Annotated in this window: 12 protein-coding genes; all 12 read right to left on the reverse strand. The window is 34.4% G+C overall.

Annotated elements, in window-relative coordinates; translation table 11 throughout:
* Positions 1–105 precede the first annotated feature (105 nt).
* The 12 genes from ACGLWY_RS06790 to ACGLWY_RS06845 all read right to left on the reverse strand — a co-directional run bounded on the left by ACGLWY_RS06790 (position 106) and on the right by ACGLWY_RS06845 (position 15,455).
* Positions 106–1,443, reverse strand: coding sequence for a hypothetical protein (locus ACGLWY_RS06790; RefSeq protein ID WP_396618920.1), 1,338 nt, complete (start codon positions 1,441–1,443; stop codon positions 106–108).
* Positions 1,444–1,767: 324 nt separating this feature from the next.
* Positions 1,768–2,214, reverse strand: a complete 447-nt coding sequence (locus ACGLWY_RS06795) for a hypothetical protein (RefSeq protein WP_396618921.1) — start codon at positions 2,212–2,214, stop codon at positions 1,768–1,770.
* Between the two features lie 566 nt (positions 2,215–2,780).
* The gene (locus ACGLWY_RS06800; protein WP_396618922.1) at positions 2,781–5,282 is read right to left on the reverse strand and encodes a heavy metal translocating P-type ATPase; all 2,502 of its coding nucleotides are present in this window, start codon (positions 5,280–5,282) and stop codon (positions 2,781–2,783) included.
* A gap of 190 nt (positions 5,283–5,472) precedes the next feature.
* Entirely contained in the window at positions 5,473–6,033 is a 561-nt protein-coding gene (locus ACGLWY_RS06805) for an AAA family ATPase (RefSeq protein ID WP_396618923.1), read from the reverse strand.
* A gap of 41 nt (positions 6,034–6,074) precedes the next feature.
* Positions 6,075–6,293 (reverse strand): DUF5676 family membrane protein, encoded by a 219-nt coding sequence (locus ACGLWY_RS06810; protein WP_396618924.1) that lies wholly within the window; start codon positions 6,291–6,293, stop codon positions 6,075–6,077.
* Positions 6,294–6,492: 199 nt separating this feature from the next.
* Positions 6,493–6,900, reverse strand: a complete 408-nt coding sequence (locus ACGLWY_RS06815) for a hypothetical protein (RefSeq protein ID WP_396618925.1) — start codon at positions 6,898–6,900, stop codon at positions 6,493–6,495.
* Positions 6,901–7,303: 403 nt separating this feature from the next.
* Complete coding sequence (locus tag ACGLWY_RS06820) at positions 7,304–7,861, reverse strand: helix-turn-helix domain-containing protein (RefSeq protein WP_396618926.1); 558 nt, start codon at positions 7,859–7,861, stop codon at positions 7,304–7,306.
* Between the two features lie 2 nt (positions 7,862–7,863).
* Positions 7,864–8,316 (reverse strand): heme-binding domain-containing protein, encoded by a 453-nt coding sequence (locus tag ACGLWY_RS06825; protein WP_396618927.1) that lies wholly within the window; start codon positions 8,314–8,316, stop codon positions 7,864–7,866.
* Positions 8,317–8,916 carry a DUF3347 domain-containing protein gene (locus ACGLWY_RS06830; RefSeq protein ID WP_396618928.1) on the reverse strand — a complete coding sequence of 200 codons (600 nt, stop codon included), beginning with the start codon at positions 8,914–8,916 and terminating at the stop codon, positions 8,317–8,319.
* Between the two features lie 161 nt (positions 8,917–9,077).
* The gene (locus tag ACGLWY_RS06835) at positions 9,078–10,385 is read right to left on the reverse strand and encodes an efflux RND transporter periplasmic adaptor subunit (protein WP_396618929.1); all 1,308 of its coding nucleotides are present in this window, start codon (positions 10,383–10,385) and stop codon (positions 9,078–9,080) included.
* Position 10,386: 1 nt separating this feature from the next.
* A complete protein-coding gene (locus tag ACGLWY_RS06840; protein WP_396618930.1) occupies positions 10,387–11,643 on the reverse strand; it encodes a TolC family protein in 1,257 nt (418 codons plus the stop codon).
* A gap of 2 nt (positions 11,644–11,645) precedes the next feature.
* Positions 11,646–15,455 carry an efflux RND transporter permease subunit gene (locus ACGLWY_RS06845; protein WP_396618931.1) on the reverse strand — a complete coding sequence of 1,270 codons (3,810 nt, stop codon included), beginning with the start codon at positions 15,453–15,455 and terminating at the stop codon, positions 11,646–11,648.
* Positions 15,456–15,527: the final 72 nt, after the last annotated feature.

Consider the following 15,527-nt stretch of genomic DNA (forward strand, 5'->3'; position numbering starts at 1 on the left):
TCATCCTAATAACCTTGGCTGAAAAAGAATTTTTTAAATTATCCAAAGCAACAAGAAAATAAAGAACTAATGTTTTATCAACTTCATTATAATTTAGTTAATAACTCAATCTTTAATTCCTAAATCTTCTTTGGCATAAACAGCATCTTTTGACGCTATTATTTTATTAATACGCAATCTAAAGTCTGGTCGTTTTTCATTTGAAAAATCAATAAAGGTTTCGGCATTATTACTTTTAGAATACACATTAAAAAAAGCGCTGTTACCATACCAATTTTCTAAATCTTCGTTATTAGAATCGTTTTCAACAAAAATATTTCCTTTACAATTATTGAAATACATATTGGCAAACTTGATTTTTTCTAAACTTTCTTGATTGATATTAATGGTACTTTCTAATATGACTGCTGGATTAAAGCCAGAAATAACACTTTTATTCATATCTAACTTAGCGTTCTGACCTATATAAACAGCTTCTTTAACCAAGCCTTTTTCTATATCCGATTTTAAATTTTCGCTATCATTTAAAAATGTTAAATTATTTGCATTTACTAAGGTTCCTTTTTTAGCAAAATCTACTTCTTCCCTATTATTATAAGACGCCACTTGTAAACATCTGGCAGCGGTACTGCTAGATACATAAGGAGATCTAATAGCTAAAGAATTATCCATTTTACATTGCACCCCATAATTAAATTTAAAATCGTTACTGTTCGATCTATATGATACTAATTTATTTAAACAAATATCACCGCCCCATGCTTCAAAAGAGTTACCTGCCGAATAGCTAACCATGATATTTTCTAAAATGGTTTTATTTCCAACACAAGCCAATAACAAACCATTAAAGTAATCATCGTTTTTAATTCTTTTTCCTGCAAATTCGATTCTAACATATCTTAAAATCCCCGAATTACCTTCTACATTTTCGCCTCCATAATTGGTACTACTGTATGAAGATTGAGGTAAATCACTATAAAAAGATGCTACCGAGCCATTGCCGAATTTATTTGTTGGAGCATCTCCTAAAATAATTAATCCACCCCAATCGCCTGATCGTTTAATACCTCTATTAGAAGTAAAAATAATAGGGTCTGTTTCAAGACCATCTGCAATAATTTTTGCTCCTTTAGTAATTGTTAATGATGCCTTTGAAGAAAAATCACCTATAATGACCGTTCCTGGTTCTATAGTAAGCGTTGCATTGTTAGTAACAAAAACACTTCCTAACAACATGTAGGTTTCTCTTTTAAGTAATTTTGTATCTTTATCAATGTTTCCCGCCAATATTTGCGTAGGTTCGTCGTACTGTTTTTGGCTAGGTTTAAACTCTGTCCAGTTGTACAACCAATTATTGGATCCTATAATTCCTTTTTCCTGTTGAGCATAGACATTTCCTAATATAAGAAGAAATATTAATGTTATTTGAGTGAGGTTTTTCATAGTTGTATTTTTTTATTATAAAAACTAAATAAGATTTTTCGACGAATTATGGGTCAAATCTATAAAATATTCCACGAAATACCAAATATTTCGTTGAAATACACAAAATAAATAAATTTGTCTTTAAATAAAATCGATGAAATGCACATATTATAGACTAAAAACATTTTATTAAAAAAATATCTGTGTTGTTATATTAAAAATAATTGCGTTGAATTTTTTGCTATACTATAAAAAAGCGAATCTTAGAAACCAAGATTCACTTTGTGTTTGGGTATTAATTTATTAGTTCTTTTGGGTAATTTAGATAGTTGTCTTGAAATTTTAATGATAGGCACTATACTCATGCAACGATTTCATAATTTCCTCATAGAATATAATAGCAGAAATTAATTTGTTGGTATCTGAATACGGCAAGATTTTTTTATGAAATTCTGTAGTAGCCTCCATATAATCATCTGTAGATTCAAACTGACTATCTAATATTTTTCTATTATCGTTATCATTTGGAATCCCTAAAGTACTCATTGTAACACCTGGCTTTGTTGCAAAGGCAATATAAGGTAATGTTTTTATTAAAACTTCTATGCGTTCTATATAAAGGGATAACAACTCACCTTTTTGCATACGTTCTAATTCTTCCTTTTTATGATACTTCTTTATAGCTACTTTTTCACTAATAATACTTTTTGGTTCATTCTTTTTCTGGGCAAAGCTTACTCCTGCCATTAAAAATAAAACTACACTAAATAGAATAATTTTTGTTTTCATATCTATGATTTAGGGATTAAAAAACAAATCTATGTAATTAATCGTTAAAAACAAGCGTTTTATCGAATTTTTTTATTGTGTTTTTTACATTTTATGATTTTTATTAATACAGTATAGTTAGTTTTAAGATGTAATTAATTGTGCTAATGATTGAATTTATTAGCATAATTTAGTTTTGAAGTAAAATATGGTACTTACTTAAATATTATAAACATACGTTTCATTAGTGTCCGATTAAAGAGTCAAGACCACTTTAAAAGAAAATAGAATATAGACTAAAGAATATAGACTAAATGGCAACAAATTGATATACAAATGTCTATTTGTGTGTCTGTTTTAATAATTACTAGATAAGTAACTAATTATTACAAAACACAAGCCCACAAATCAGTAATCTCTTAAAAAACCATTATCACCGTGTTTGCAGTGAATTACAAAAGTTTTATCGGACATCAATTAAAACAAAACATATTTCTATTTATAAAGTATAGAGACAAATAGACATTGAAAATACCAAAAAAAAATCTCAATTATAAATTAAGGATATTCTACTGAAATAGTATCGTTTATATTTTAATTTTCCTTAACCGTAAAGCATTAGCAATAACGGATACAGAGCTAAAGCTCATTGCTAATGCTGCGATCATGGGTGATAATAACAATCCAAAAACCGGATATAAAACACCCGCAGCAATAGGTACACCAAAAACATTGTAAACAAATGCGAAAAACAGGTTTTGCTTAATATTTCTAACAACGCCATGACTTAGCTTTTTAGCTTTAACAATGCCTTGCAAATCTCCTTTTACAAGCGTAATGGAAGCACTCTCGATAGCTACATCTGTTCCAGTTCCCATCGCTACACCAACATCCGATTGTGCTAATGCAGGTGCATCATTAATGCCGTCGCCTGCCATAGCGACTACTTTTCCTTGTTCTTGAAGTGATTTAATTTCGTTTAACTTATCCTCTGGAAGACATTCTGCTTTATAGTGTTTTAAATTTAACTGCTCTGCAACTGCTTTAGCAGTATTTTTATTATCTCCAGTGAGCATGATCACTTCAACGCCCAAATGCTGAAGTTCTTTAATGGCTTTTTTACTGGTTGATTTAATAGCATCAAAAATGGTTACATAGCCAACGGCCTCATCAGCAACCGCAATATATGAAACTGTCTTTCCTTGTTCTTGTTCGTTCACTACTTTATTAGCTAAATCTTCTGGGATAGAAATCGATAATTGCTCTAAAAGTTTTGCATTCCCTAATGCTATTTTTTTCATTCCAACGCTTCCTACAACGCCTTTTCCAGCAACGGCTTCAAAATCATCTACTTTAATAATTGAAACATGATTCAATTTACCATAATTCACAACAGCTTCTGCCAAAGGATGCTCACTATACTGATTTAATGACGTTATAAACTGAACTAAAGTTTCTTCTTTTAGCTCACTTGTGGAAATGACTTTTTCAACAGATGGCTTTCCTTCTGTAATGGTTCCCGTTTTATCTACAATTAGCGTATTCACTTTATTCATTTTCTCTAAAGCTTCCGCATTTTTTATCAATACTCCAGATTGTGCACCTCTGCCAACACCAACCATTACAGACATAGGTGTTGCCAAGCCTAATGCACATGGACATGCAATGATTAATACGGCTATGGCATTTACAAGTGCGAATACATAAGCTGGTTCTGGACCATAAATGGTCCAAGCTGCAAACGTGATTACCGAAACCCCGATAACAATGGGCACAAAGTATTTAGAAATTTTATCCGCTAACTTTTGAATAGGTGCTTTAGACCGACTTGCAGCATTCACCATATGAATGATTTGGGAAAGCAAAGTTTCCGAACCCACTTTTTCAGCTTTCATAATGAATGATTTTGTCCCATTAATCGTTCCCGAAGTTACGCTATCATTTACCTCCTTATCAACGGGAATTGGCTCCCCTGTAATCATCGATTCATCTATGCTACTACTGCCTTCTACAATACTACCATCTACTGGGATTTTTTCTCCAGGTTTTACACGTAGTAAATTACCTTGCTGAATTTTATCAATGGCTATGACTTTATCTTTACCGTCTTCAACTAAAGTCGCTGTTGACGGAACTAATTTTAACAATTCCTTAATGGCACCGCTTGTTTGACTATGCGCTCTGGCTTCCAATAATTGCCCCAACAACACGAGGGTTAAAATGACTGTTGCCGCTTCAAAATAAACAAATACGTTTCCATCTGCAGTTTTAAATTCATCTGGAAATGCATTAGAGAACAATAAGGCAAATACACTAAAGACCCATGCAATACCAGATCCAATCCCTATGAGCGTAAACATATTGAGGTTCCAAGTGACAATAGATTTGTAAGCCCGTTCAAAAAACATCCAAGTAGCATAAAACACCACCGGAATTGACAATGCAAATTGAATCCAGTTCCAATATTTTTGCTCTAAAAGGTCATATAAAGGATTATGATCTAACATTTCGGACATGGCTAATAGAAAAATAGGAACTGTAAATGCTACAGCAATCCAGAACTTTTTCAATAACCTTTTATAGATTTTGTTTTCTTCAGAAGTGTCTGCTTCCATAGGTACTAAATCCATTCCGCAAATAGGGCAAGAACCTGGTTCGTCTTTTACAATTTCAGGGTGCATAGGACAAGTATAGCCTCCCCCTAGCCCCCTCCCAAGGAGGGGGGATTGCTCCTGTACCAAGTCCATTCCACAAACAGGACAATCTCCAGCTTTATCATAGGTCTTATCCCCTTCACAATGCATGGGACAATAAAAAGTTCCCGTACCTTTTCCTTTAGGTTTTTCTTCTTTTATCTGTTCTTTATGTTGATGGTCTCCTAAATTATGGATAGTATATCTAGCTCCATCACTTTTTAAAGCTTCTTGAAATGTTTCAATGGGAATATGAGTCTCCATTTCTATAATGGCTTCTGCTTTTTCTAAATTGACCGTTGCATTTAAAACACCTTTAACTTTTGAAAGTGTTTCTTCCACGTGACTACGGCAACCCATGCAAGTCATTCCGTGTATATGATATGTGTGTGTCATCTGCTTATTTTTATTGTTTTTTGACTGTCAGATGGAACACCCTGAATAACCATCCTCATATGTATGAATACTATTATAAAGGGTGTTTCATGGCATTAAGATTTTAATTTATATTCAAATTTACCATCTAAAGCTAAACGTGATGTACACAATTTTGGAAAAAATTTATATAATTTGGTTTAACGTTTTTCTATCCCAGTTTTGTAATTATATTGTCAATAATAAAATTCATTCTTTCAACTGGTGATAATACTGGTACAAAAACTGTTGGGCATGGTAGCGATTCATATACTTTGATGATTAAGTTATGAATTCTGGTTTGCTCTTCTATATCTTCACGTCTTGCATAATCATTTACCAGTGGAAGTCTATCTAGAATGAATATTTTTTTGTAGCAAAACAACTCCATAGCATCAAGCAACTTCTTATCGTATTCTAAATTTAAAAACTGATAATAGGCCATTGCATCGGGTATTGCTCTATCAAGAAATACCGTATCTTGAGGGTTTAGCCCCATTTCTTCTTCAATTTGCATATCTAATACGCCTTCTTGAAATTTCTTTTTATTTGCCCGAATTTCTTCCACGTTTTCCCCATTCTCCCTTTGTGAATCTATGTAATGCCTAGCGTGCTCTATGGTGGTTTTATAACCTTGTGTTGCCAACATATTTACCATTGTGGTTTTACCAGTACACGGCCCACCTGTTAGCACATACCAATTTGTTTGAATTTTGCACTTACTTCGTTCCATTTTTACGTAAATTATTTTGCTTCACCTAAAGTGTTTTCATTTCATTTCTTAATTTGCCCATTATACAATGCTGCGATACAAGCACCTATCAACCAACTCAAGATAAACGTTTGAACAATTCCAATACCAGCTTCCCAAAATGGGATTTCCATTCTTATTATGGTTGAAACATCCAGTCCGTGTAATAAACTGTTGAAAAATTTTACCGAGCCTTCTTGACCGACCGTAAACATTACCACCATACAGCCTAAATAAAGCAATGCTTCGGTAAGGCGTGCATACCGCCAAAATGTCCATCATAAAAATGCATACTATCTTATTTTTTGCAGGAACGTGCTGTCACATTCCTGCTTGTTTATACTATTTTTCTTTTTTAACATACCACAAAATCGCCAATAGGACAATTACCAGTGGAATAATCCATAAATACATCATGATTTCTTGGTTTTAATGTTTAAGTTAATTACTATTATTATGCATATCGCCCATACCCATTCCATTGTCACTCATCATCTTCATACTGGACCTCATACAATCTTCGCTCATCATTCCTTCCTTATGCATCATTTGCATCATTATACCCATCATTTTTCCATCTTTCATCATAGAATGCATCATATTCTTTGTCATCACACTGTCTTTCATCATCTGCATATCTTCATCCTCCATCATCATATTCATCATTTTTTGATTGCCTTGCATATGCTCCATAAATTCATTCATAAAATTATGATTATTGACAATCGATTGAATAATTTCACTTCTTGTTTCTGCATTTTCAAGCAATGCTTGAACGTCTGGTTTTTGCTTACAACTATTTAACGTCATAAAACCTACTACCGAAAAAATAATTACTAATGTTCTCATAATATTTAATTTTTAGATTACTATTTATTTATTCTGTTTTCGTTGTTTTGATCCCGTTTATGATGTTTGTGATGTGGCATCAATAGATGGCATCCGAACATCAGAATTATAAAAATGAATAAGGAGACGTTTTCACCCAATCCTAAACTTGGAGCCAGGAATATTAACAATAGTGGAAGAACACAACCAAATATCATCCAAAATATATGTGATTTCATCATATTATGTATTAAAAGTTAGCAGTGTTACCGCCATAAATATCATTATGGCATTTTCGATAAATGTGACTTCAATCATTGGTCACTTTAAAGCTGTTTATTATTCCTTAATTTAAGAATTATTTATCATATTATGAAAATTAGTTTCTACAACCCATCTACATTTGTACAGTTTTGGATAATTCTTATACAATTTGGTCCAACGTTTTTCTATCCCAGTTTTGCAATGATCTGTATGAACTCATAGACATCCCTGTTACGGTTTTAAATTGACTGGATAAATGACTGCTGTTATTATAATTGAGAGCATAAGCTATTTCTGAAAAGTTTAATTGCCCTAATTGAATAAGCTCCTTAACACGTTCTATTTTAAGATTGATCAAGTATTTCTCAATGGTTATTCCTTCTTTTTTACTGAATAGCTTACTTAAGGCAGAATACGATTTGTTAAAATGTTTGCTCAGAAAAGTTGATAAATTATTGATTTCGTTTGATTCTATTTTTTTGATGAGTGACATTTTTAGATGCTCTATCAACACATCGGTTTCATCTTTTATAATTTCAAAGCCATGGTGTTTCAAAATGGATTCCACAATCGAATCATCATGAGATGAATTGGTATTTAATATAACCTGGCCCAATTCAATGGAGTCAATATCAAAACCTGCTTTTTTCAGTTCGGTATAGATGGTGGATGTACAACGGTTACAAACCATGTTTTTTATGAGAATCTTTTTTTTCATTTTTATATACTATTCATTAACTTTTGAAACCAATCCACAATCAATTTTTTGTCACTTACAGAAAAAATTGCATCACGATGAATTAAAGTATAGGAAGACAGCGGCATTTCGTCATTCTTAATTTGACTGATTATGGATTTAAGCTTGCTTTTCTTCCTTCGGTCTGAGACATTTTCCCAGTCACTAAAGTTTAATTCTTTTTTGCCTTCCTTTATATGGTCTTCCATAAACCAAGCAATAGGTTGTATTTTATTGTACCAAGGGTAATTTGTGTGGTTGCTATGGCAATCATAACAGGACTCCTTAATTTTTGATTCTATTGGCTTCGGTACCGTATTCACCATCATAAAATCGCTAGTTGATAAAAGATGACTTTCGTTGCGTTTTGTGGGTATAAATTGAATACCCACAAACACAACACATAAAATCATGATAACGATTTTAACAATTTTCATTTAATTAATTTGCGATTTCACACTACCGCATTTCAACATTTTAGATCCAAAATATGGGTTTTTAATGTCTTTGACTTCACTTAACCAATAGGCTCCTTTATTGTTGTTTGCCATCGGGCAAAAATCTTTGTAAAGTGTTTTTTCTGTCCCAAGCAAAGCTATCATATCACTAATGTCTGTACTTAAAGCTTCAAAATGTTCTCTTTGGTGGTCAATAGAACTTTTTACTATATGTTCAGCATGCTCTTTGGCACTTTCCAATATTTCCATATATGCTTTGTGTTTATCTTCGGTCAATTTTGTCATATCAAATGCCGAAAAAGCTTTTAACAATACCTCTGCTCCGTTTGCGGCTTTCTCTTTACTATCTGCAACCAGACCATTTTTAATTTGAATATAAGCTTCTATAATTGGCGTTGTTGCTGGATTTTTTTGATAGTCCGATTCATGGTTCATAGATTCATCATCATTATGATTTGTTTCCATAATATGCATATTTTCTTCTGTGTCTGTCTTTTTTGTTTCGTTTTTACACGATAGTGTTGTAAAAGCTATAAAAGCCATTGCTAAAATTCCCATGGTCGTTTTTAAATTTTTCATTTTTTATTGTTTTAAAATTATTAATTATTGTTCTATTTATTGATTGTAAAGTTGCAAAGGCTCTTGATTCTTGGCTCTTGGTATTGGTTCTATTCTCTATTTTTTATTTTCTATTACTCTATTCCATACCCCCTAATAATCATTTCCTTGGGTGTACAAAGTCATGGTCGTTTCATGTCGTCGTCACCCATATTCATGCCTTCATGTCCTGTTACTGCTTTTCCACCCTCTGGGTTCATCATGCTTGGTTTACCTGCCAATTGTGAAGCCGCATCAACAGTAAATGTGCCATTAACTACAATTTCTTCTCCTATTGAAAGTCCTTCTTTTATAACATAAGCATCTCCAAGGGAAGCTCCCAATATGACTTCTCTCAGTTTGAAGTTTACCTTATTGGAAACGATACTTTTGATGTAAACAACCGAACGTTCACCAGTCCACATCACTGCCGATTTTGGAATCACAATGTCTTTAGACGTTGAAGTACTGACATTATTATTTACAACACCTGATGCAAACATTTCAGGTTTTAGTTTATTTTCAGGATTTTTTACCTCAACTCGTGCCGATGCGACCCGCGTTTGTGGGTTTATCAAAGGATCTATAAAGGTAACGACTCCTTCAAAGGATTCTCCCGGCAACGATTGGATGGTATAATTTATTTTGTTGCCAACTTTTACCCAAGGCATATCGCTTTCATACACATCAAAAAGCACCCAAAGAGATGATAAATCTGCTATTTCATAGATGGGCATGCCTTGACTTACATAATCGCCTAAATCGACTTTTTTAGCAGTGATAATACCTGAAACATCTGCAGTAATCGGAAATTGTTGGATGGGCTTATTGCTACTTATTATTTTATTTATTGTGCTCTCTCCTATTTTCCAATTATTTAGTTTTTGCTTAGCAGCTTCAAATAATTCTGGTTGCGTCTCTTTGATACGATAAGCTTGTAGCAATTCTTCTTGGGCGGTCACCAATTCAGGAGAATAGACCATCGCCAATGTTTGCCCACGATTTACCTTTTCCCCTGTAAAATTGATATATAACTTTTCAATTCTACCCGGAATATGAGATGATTGCGTGTATAGTTTACGCTCATCAATCTGCACTTTACCATTCAGAGCCAACTTTTTGTTGGTTTCCTTACTTCCTCCTACGACCATCGTTTGAACATTGGCCAATTTCATAGCATCCTCGGTCATCTGAAGCGCATTGGGGTCTATTGCAGAATCATTCGACTCCAATGGAATTAAATCCATACCGCATAATGGACATTGACCAGGTTCTTTCATCTGTATTTGTGGATGCATGGAACAGGTCCAAATGGTTTCCATGCCTTCTACATGACTATGTTCATCCTCAGATTTTGGAGCATCACTTCCTCCAAAAACCAACCATCCAAGTAGAACCCCAACAAATAGGATACCTACCATTTTTAATATATTTTTATTTTTTGTGTTCATCTTATTCCTGTTTAGAAATTAAATAATCTCGTGTCGATTGTGCAATAAATTGATTTTTATTTGCTGAAACCGTTGCAGTTTGAAGCATTAATAAATCTTGGTTCATCCTTAAAATTTCCTCAAAATCAGTTCCTGAATTACTATAAGCCGCTATTAATAACGACATGGCTTGTTTTGTACTTTCAGTTTGCTTTTTATACAATTCTTTTAAAGTTTTAGCTTTCGAAATATTATAATTGGCCATACTATACGACGTTTGCAAATTGTTTTTTACAGCTTGTTTTTCATAATGAATGGCTTGTAACATAAAGTCGATTTCTTTTTGCTTAGCATGGTATTTTTTTCTAAAAATGGGCAGTGTCACCGAAAGCATAGGCATAATGGCATCTTGTCCGTTCATTTCCAAATCGGGAACATCTCGTTTTGAAATGATGGAATAATCCAAACCAATTCCTACCATGGGATACCCTTCTTTTTTGACCACCTTTTTTTGTGCTTCAAAAGATTCAATCTTTTTGTCTAATCCCATTAGTTTTGGGTTGAAAACAAATAAACTATCTCTTTCTAAGGGTACATCATTTTCAACCAGTGGCAAGGAATTCGGAATAGTAACCATTTCGTCTAAATCCCTATTCAACAAACTATTAAACTCGATTTGTAGCGGTAGGTTTTGATCTTTCAATAATTGGATTTTGGTTTCACTGTCGTTTCTTTTTATATCGATTCTCACAACGTCTACCATGGCACCTTTACCACTTTTAAACTTACTCAAAGCTAGTTCTCTATAGTTATCCAATATTTGAAGATTTTCCTCTTCTAGCTGGATTATTGTATTGATTTCATAAAGTTCTGCATAGGTTTTTTTAATCTTTAAAAAAACGTCATTTTTTGAATCCAAATACTTTTGAAAAGTAGCCTCAGCCATTAAATTGGCGGCATGTTCTTTAGCTTCAAGCGTGCCAAACCAAGGAAACATTTGCATCAGACTAAATCGGGCTTCTTGGGCTCCTACCCTAGTTTCTATCATACGGCCAAAAGCACTCATGGTCAAACTTGGATCTGGTAATGAACTTACTTGTGGTGCTTTTTGCAAAGCAGCTTCAAATTCATTATAAGCAGATTGTATCTCAGGATTATTTTGAGACGCTGTGCTTAAATAATCCTGTAATGTTTGACCAATACTGCTTATTGAACAAAGAACCACAATAAAAGTTAAACATCTTAACTTCAATATTTTATATTCACCTATTGTCTTCATTATTAATTGCGTTTAATTACGGATTCTCTCCAAAAAGCTTGTAAAACGGGTACCACAAACATGGTCATAAGCTGAATAATCATCCCCCCAAATACAGGAATCGCCATTGGTATCATAATATCGGCGCCTTTACCTGTTGAGGTTAGCACAGGAAGCAAAGCGATGATGGCAACAGCGGCGGTCATCATTGCGGGTCTTACCCGTTTTTTACCAGCAACTAAAACAGCTTCTCTCACGCCTACTATTGTTTCAGGTTGTTTCTCTTCAAAAACTTGGTGGATGTAGGTGCCCATAATAACACCATCATCCGTTGCTATTCCGAATAGGGCGATAAACCCAACCCAAACGGCAACGCTTAAATTGATTGGATGAATCTGAAATAAATGCCGCATGTTGACGTCGGCTATGGAGAAATTCAAAAACCAATCCTGTCCGTAGAGCCATAACATAATAAAGCCACCCGCAAAAGCAACAAATACGCCAGAAAAATGGATGGATGATGCAATGACCGTTTTAAATTGAAAGTACAAGAGCAGAAATATTATAACCAAACTTATTGGGATAACAATAGACAGTTTTTTGACTGCTCGAATTTGGTTTTCATAACTACCGGAAAACTTATAACTCACACCTTTTGGAACTAACAATTCTCCTGCATCAATCTTGTCTTCTATCAACTTTTGGGCATCATTAACCACATCAACTTCGGCGAATGTTTCTTTTTTGTCGAATAATACATACCCTACCAAAAAGGTTTCTTCGCTTTTTATAATTTGGGGACCACGAACAAATTCCAAACTAACCAGTTCACCTAACGGCACTTGTACACCCGTTGGTGTTGGAACCAATATTTTTTTGATTTTCTCAGGGTCATCACGCAATTCCCTTGGATATCTCACCCTAACAGGATAACGTTCCCTGCCTTCAACCGTTGATGTGATTTTCATACCTCCAACAGCTGTTTCTATGACTTGCTGAACCTTTTCCACACTTAAACCATAACGGGCAATGGCAGAACGGTTAATATTCATTTGTAAATAAGGTTTCCCTACAATTCTATCGGCAAAAACGGCTTCCGTTTTAACAGAAGGTACTTGTTTTAATATACCTTCCAACTCAAAACCAAAATCTTGAATAGTCTTTAAATCGGGTCCATATACCTTAATTCCCATTGGAGCACGCATACCGGTCTGTAACATGACCAAACGCGTTTCTATAGGCTGTAATTTTGGTGCTGATGTTACTCCTGGCAGATTTGAAACCTTGACTATTTCTTTCCAAATATCATCTGAGCTTTTAATTTGTGACCTCCAGTTTCTAAAAAACTCACCAGTATCATCAGGAACTAAATCTTTTTCAGTGATACTCTGATGTAAGGCTTCATCGTTTGTTAGTTCCTTTCCATTTTTAAGAATAAACTTATCATCTTTACTAACTTTAAATCGAATAGGTTTTCCATTATAGGTTTCTATAAATTCCGGTTTATAATTGATAATGTTTTCAAACATGGAAATAGGCGCAGGATCAATGGCACTTTCCACTCTTCCCAACTTACCAACAGCAATGTCAACCTCTGGAATATTGGCCAACAGCATATCCAATTTCTGGACGGTGTTTTTGCTTTCTTCCAATCCGGTATGTGGCATGGCTGAAGGCATTAACAGAAATGATCCCTCGTTCAGGGTTGGCATAAACTCGGATCCAATACCTGGAAATGTTTTGGAAATTGAAGACCAGGCTTTTGTTTCCTTGATGTTCCATCCCATTTTTTCAAATCCTTTGGAAGCAAATCCGAAAACACTATCAAATCCCAACCAAATGAAAACACCAAACAACAGGGTGAAAAGCGGAATCAACATAAACTTACCTTTATTGTTCAAACACCATTTTAAAACAGGTTCGTAAAAATGGACAATGGTTAACAGCATTCCTAAAATGGCTCCAATTAGTACCAGTACAAATACATAATTTACAATAAGGTGATTTTGTGGTCCTAGTGGCATCCATTCTTCAGCCAAGAAAAATGTGGCAATAAATAAGGTCAACCCTATATTGATATAGTTGGAATATTTGTTGAATTTAATTGGCAGTTTATGTTCAAACAGTGAATTGAAACCTAAAACACACAATACTAATGGGAGCCAAATGTGCATATAAATTGTCAATAGCAATCCGCCAACAATTAATATAATACCCCAGGTTCTTTTAACCTTCTTTTTATCGTAATTGATACCAAAAACGAAATGTGCTAAAGCTGGCAACACAACAATGCCTAAGACGAAAGCTCCCAATAGGGCAAATGTTTTTGTAAACGCAAGTGGTCTGAATAATTTTCCCTCGGCTCCTACCATGGCGAAAACAGGAATAAAACTTACTACTGTTGTTGCCAAAGCCGTTGTGATGGCCGATGCTACTTCCTTGGTCGCAACATAAATAACATGCATCAATTCTTTACCCTTTACGCCGTGGTTTTCGGGCATTTCTAAATGTCGAATGATATTTTCAACAAATACAATCCCTATATCGACCATAACACCAATGGCTATGGCAATACCAGACAATGCCACCACATTGGCATCTACGCCCGTATAACGCATAATAATGAATGTCATGAGTACGCCAACAGGCAATAAACTGGAAATAATAAAAGAAGCCCTTAAATTCATCATAAGAACAAGAACAACGATAATACTAATGAGAATCTCGTGCGACAATGCCGTTTCCAAAGTGCTAATGGTTTCCTCAATGAGTTTGGTACGGTCATAAAAAGGAACAATGGTGAGTTGACTTGTTGTTCCATCAGCCAACGTTTTTTTAGGTAACCCTGTTGAAAACTCTTTTATTTTAGCTTTTACGCTATTGATGACTTCTAAAGGATTTGAACCATACCGAGCCACAACAACCCCTCCAACAACTTCGGCGCCACCTTTATCCAAAACCCCTCTTCGGGTTGCTGGTCCCAAACCCACATGGGCTACATCCTTAATAAGAATGGGTTTGTTGTTGGTAACACTAACGACTGTATTCTCTAAATCTTGAGTAGATTTTATATACCCAAGTCCGCGAATAAAATATTCCGCTTTATTGATTTCAATGGTTTTAGCCCCTATATCGCGATTGGAATTTTTAACAGCCTTCATGACCATATCAATGCCAATATTATAAGCTTTTAAGGCGTCTGGATTGACATCAATTTGATATTCTTTTATATAACCACCAACAGAGGCCACTTCTGAAACCCCAGAAACACCATTTAAGGCGTATTTTACGTAGTAGTCTTGAACAGAGCGCAATTCATCCAAATCCCAACCACCAGTAACATTTCCTTTATCATCTCGACCTTCTATGGTGTACCAATATACTTGCCCCAATGCCGTAGCATCTGGTCCTAGAGCTGGCTTCACATCTTCGGGTAATAAATTGTTTGGCAATGAATTTAACTTTTCCAAAACTCTAGATCGAGACCAATAGAAATCGACCTTTTCTTCGAAAATGATATATATGCTAGAAAAACCAAACATGGAAGAGCTTCTAATGGATTTTACATTTGGTATTCCTAGAAGGGAGGTTGTGAGTGGATAGGTAATCTGATCTTCAATATCCTGTGGTGATCTCCCTATCCATTCAGTAAAAACTATTTGTTGGTTTTCACCTAAATCTGGAATGGCATCAACAGGAACCGAATCTTTTGGCAAAAACCCAGTATTCCAATTGAATGGCGATGTGGATACACCCCATACAATAAAAGTGATTAAGATAAGAACGGTAATTAATTTGTTCTCTAGAAAATATTTTATGATTTTATTTAACATGTAATTTGATTATTAAACCGTTAGACATGGGTGTAATGAGAACACCAAAAACAACAAATTATCCAAGAAGCA

The sequence above is a fragment of the Mariniflexile sp. HMF6888 genome, assembly GCF_044335535.1.
Taxonomy (GTDB): domain Bacteria; phylum Bacteroidota; class Bacteroidia; order Flavobacteriales; family Flavobacteriaceae; genus Mariniflexile.

Excerpts from the sequence above, each read along its gene's own strand:
- ACGLWY_RS06790 (WP_396618920.1), bottom strand. The coding sequence starts at position 1,443 with ATGAAAAACCTCACTCAAATAACATTAATATTTCTTCTTATATTAGGA.
- ACGLWY_RS06795 (WP_396618921.1), bottom strand. The coding sequence starts at position 2,214 with ATGAAAACAAAAATTATTCTATTTAGTGTAGTTTTATTTTTAATGGCA.
- ACGLWY_RS06800 (WP_396618922.1), bottom strand. The coding sequence starts at position 5,282 with ATGACACACACATATCATATACACGGAATGACTTGCATGGGTTGCCGT.
- ACGLWY_RS06805 (WP_396618923.1), bottom strand. The coding sequence starts at position 6,033 with ATGGAACGAAGTAAGTGCAAAATTCAAACAAATTGGTATGTGCTAACA.
- ACGLWY_RS06815 (WP_396618925.1), bottom strand. The coding sequence starts at position 6,900 with ATGAGAACATTAGTAATTATTTTTTCGGTAGTAGGTTTTATGACGTTA.
- ACGLWY_RS06820 (WP_396618926.1), bottom strand. The coding sequence starts at position 7,861 with ATGAAAAAAAAGATTCTCATAAAAAACATGGTTTGTAACCGTTGTACA.
- ACGLWY_RS06825 (WP_396618927.1), bottom strand. The coding sequence starts at position 8,316 with ATGAAAATTGTTAAAATCGTTATCATGATTTTATGTGTTGTGTTTGTG.
- ACGLWY_RS06830 (WP_396618928.1), bottom strand. The coding sequence starts at position 8,916 with ATGAAAAATTTAAAAACGACCATGGGAATTTTAGCAATGGCTTTTATA.
- ACGLWY_RS06835 (WP_396618929.1), bottom strand. The coding sequence starts at position 10,385 with ATGAACACAAAAAATAAAAATATATTAAAAATGGTAGGTATCCTATTT.
- ACGLWY_RS06840 (WP_396618930.1), bottom strand. The coding sequence starts at position 11,643 with ATGAAGACAATAGGTGAATATAAAATATTGAAGTTAAGATGTTTAACT.
- ACGLWY_RS06845 (WP_396618931.1), bottom strand. The coding sequence starts at position 15,455 with ATGTTAAATAAAATCATAAAATATTTTCTAGAGAACAAATTAATTACC.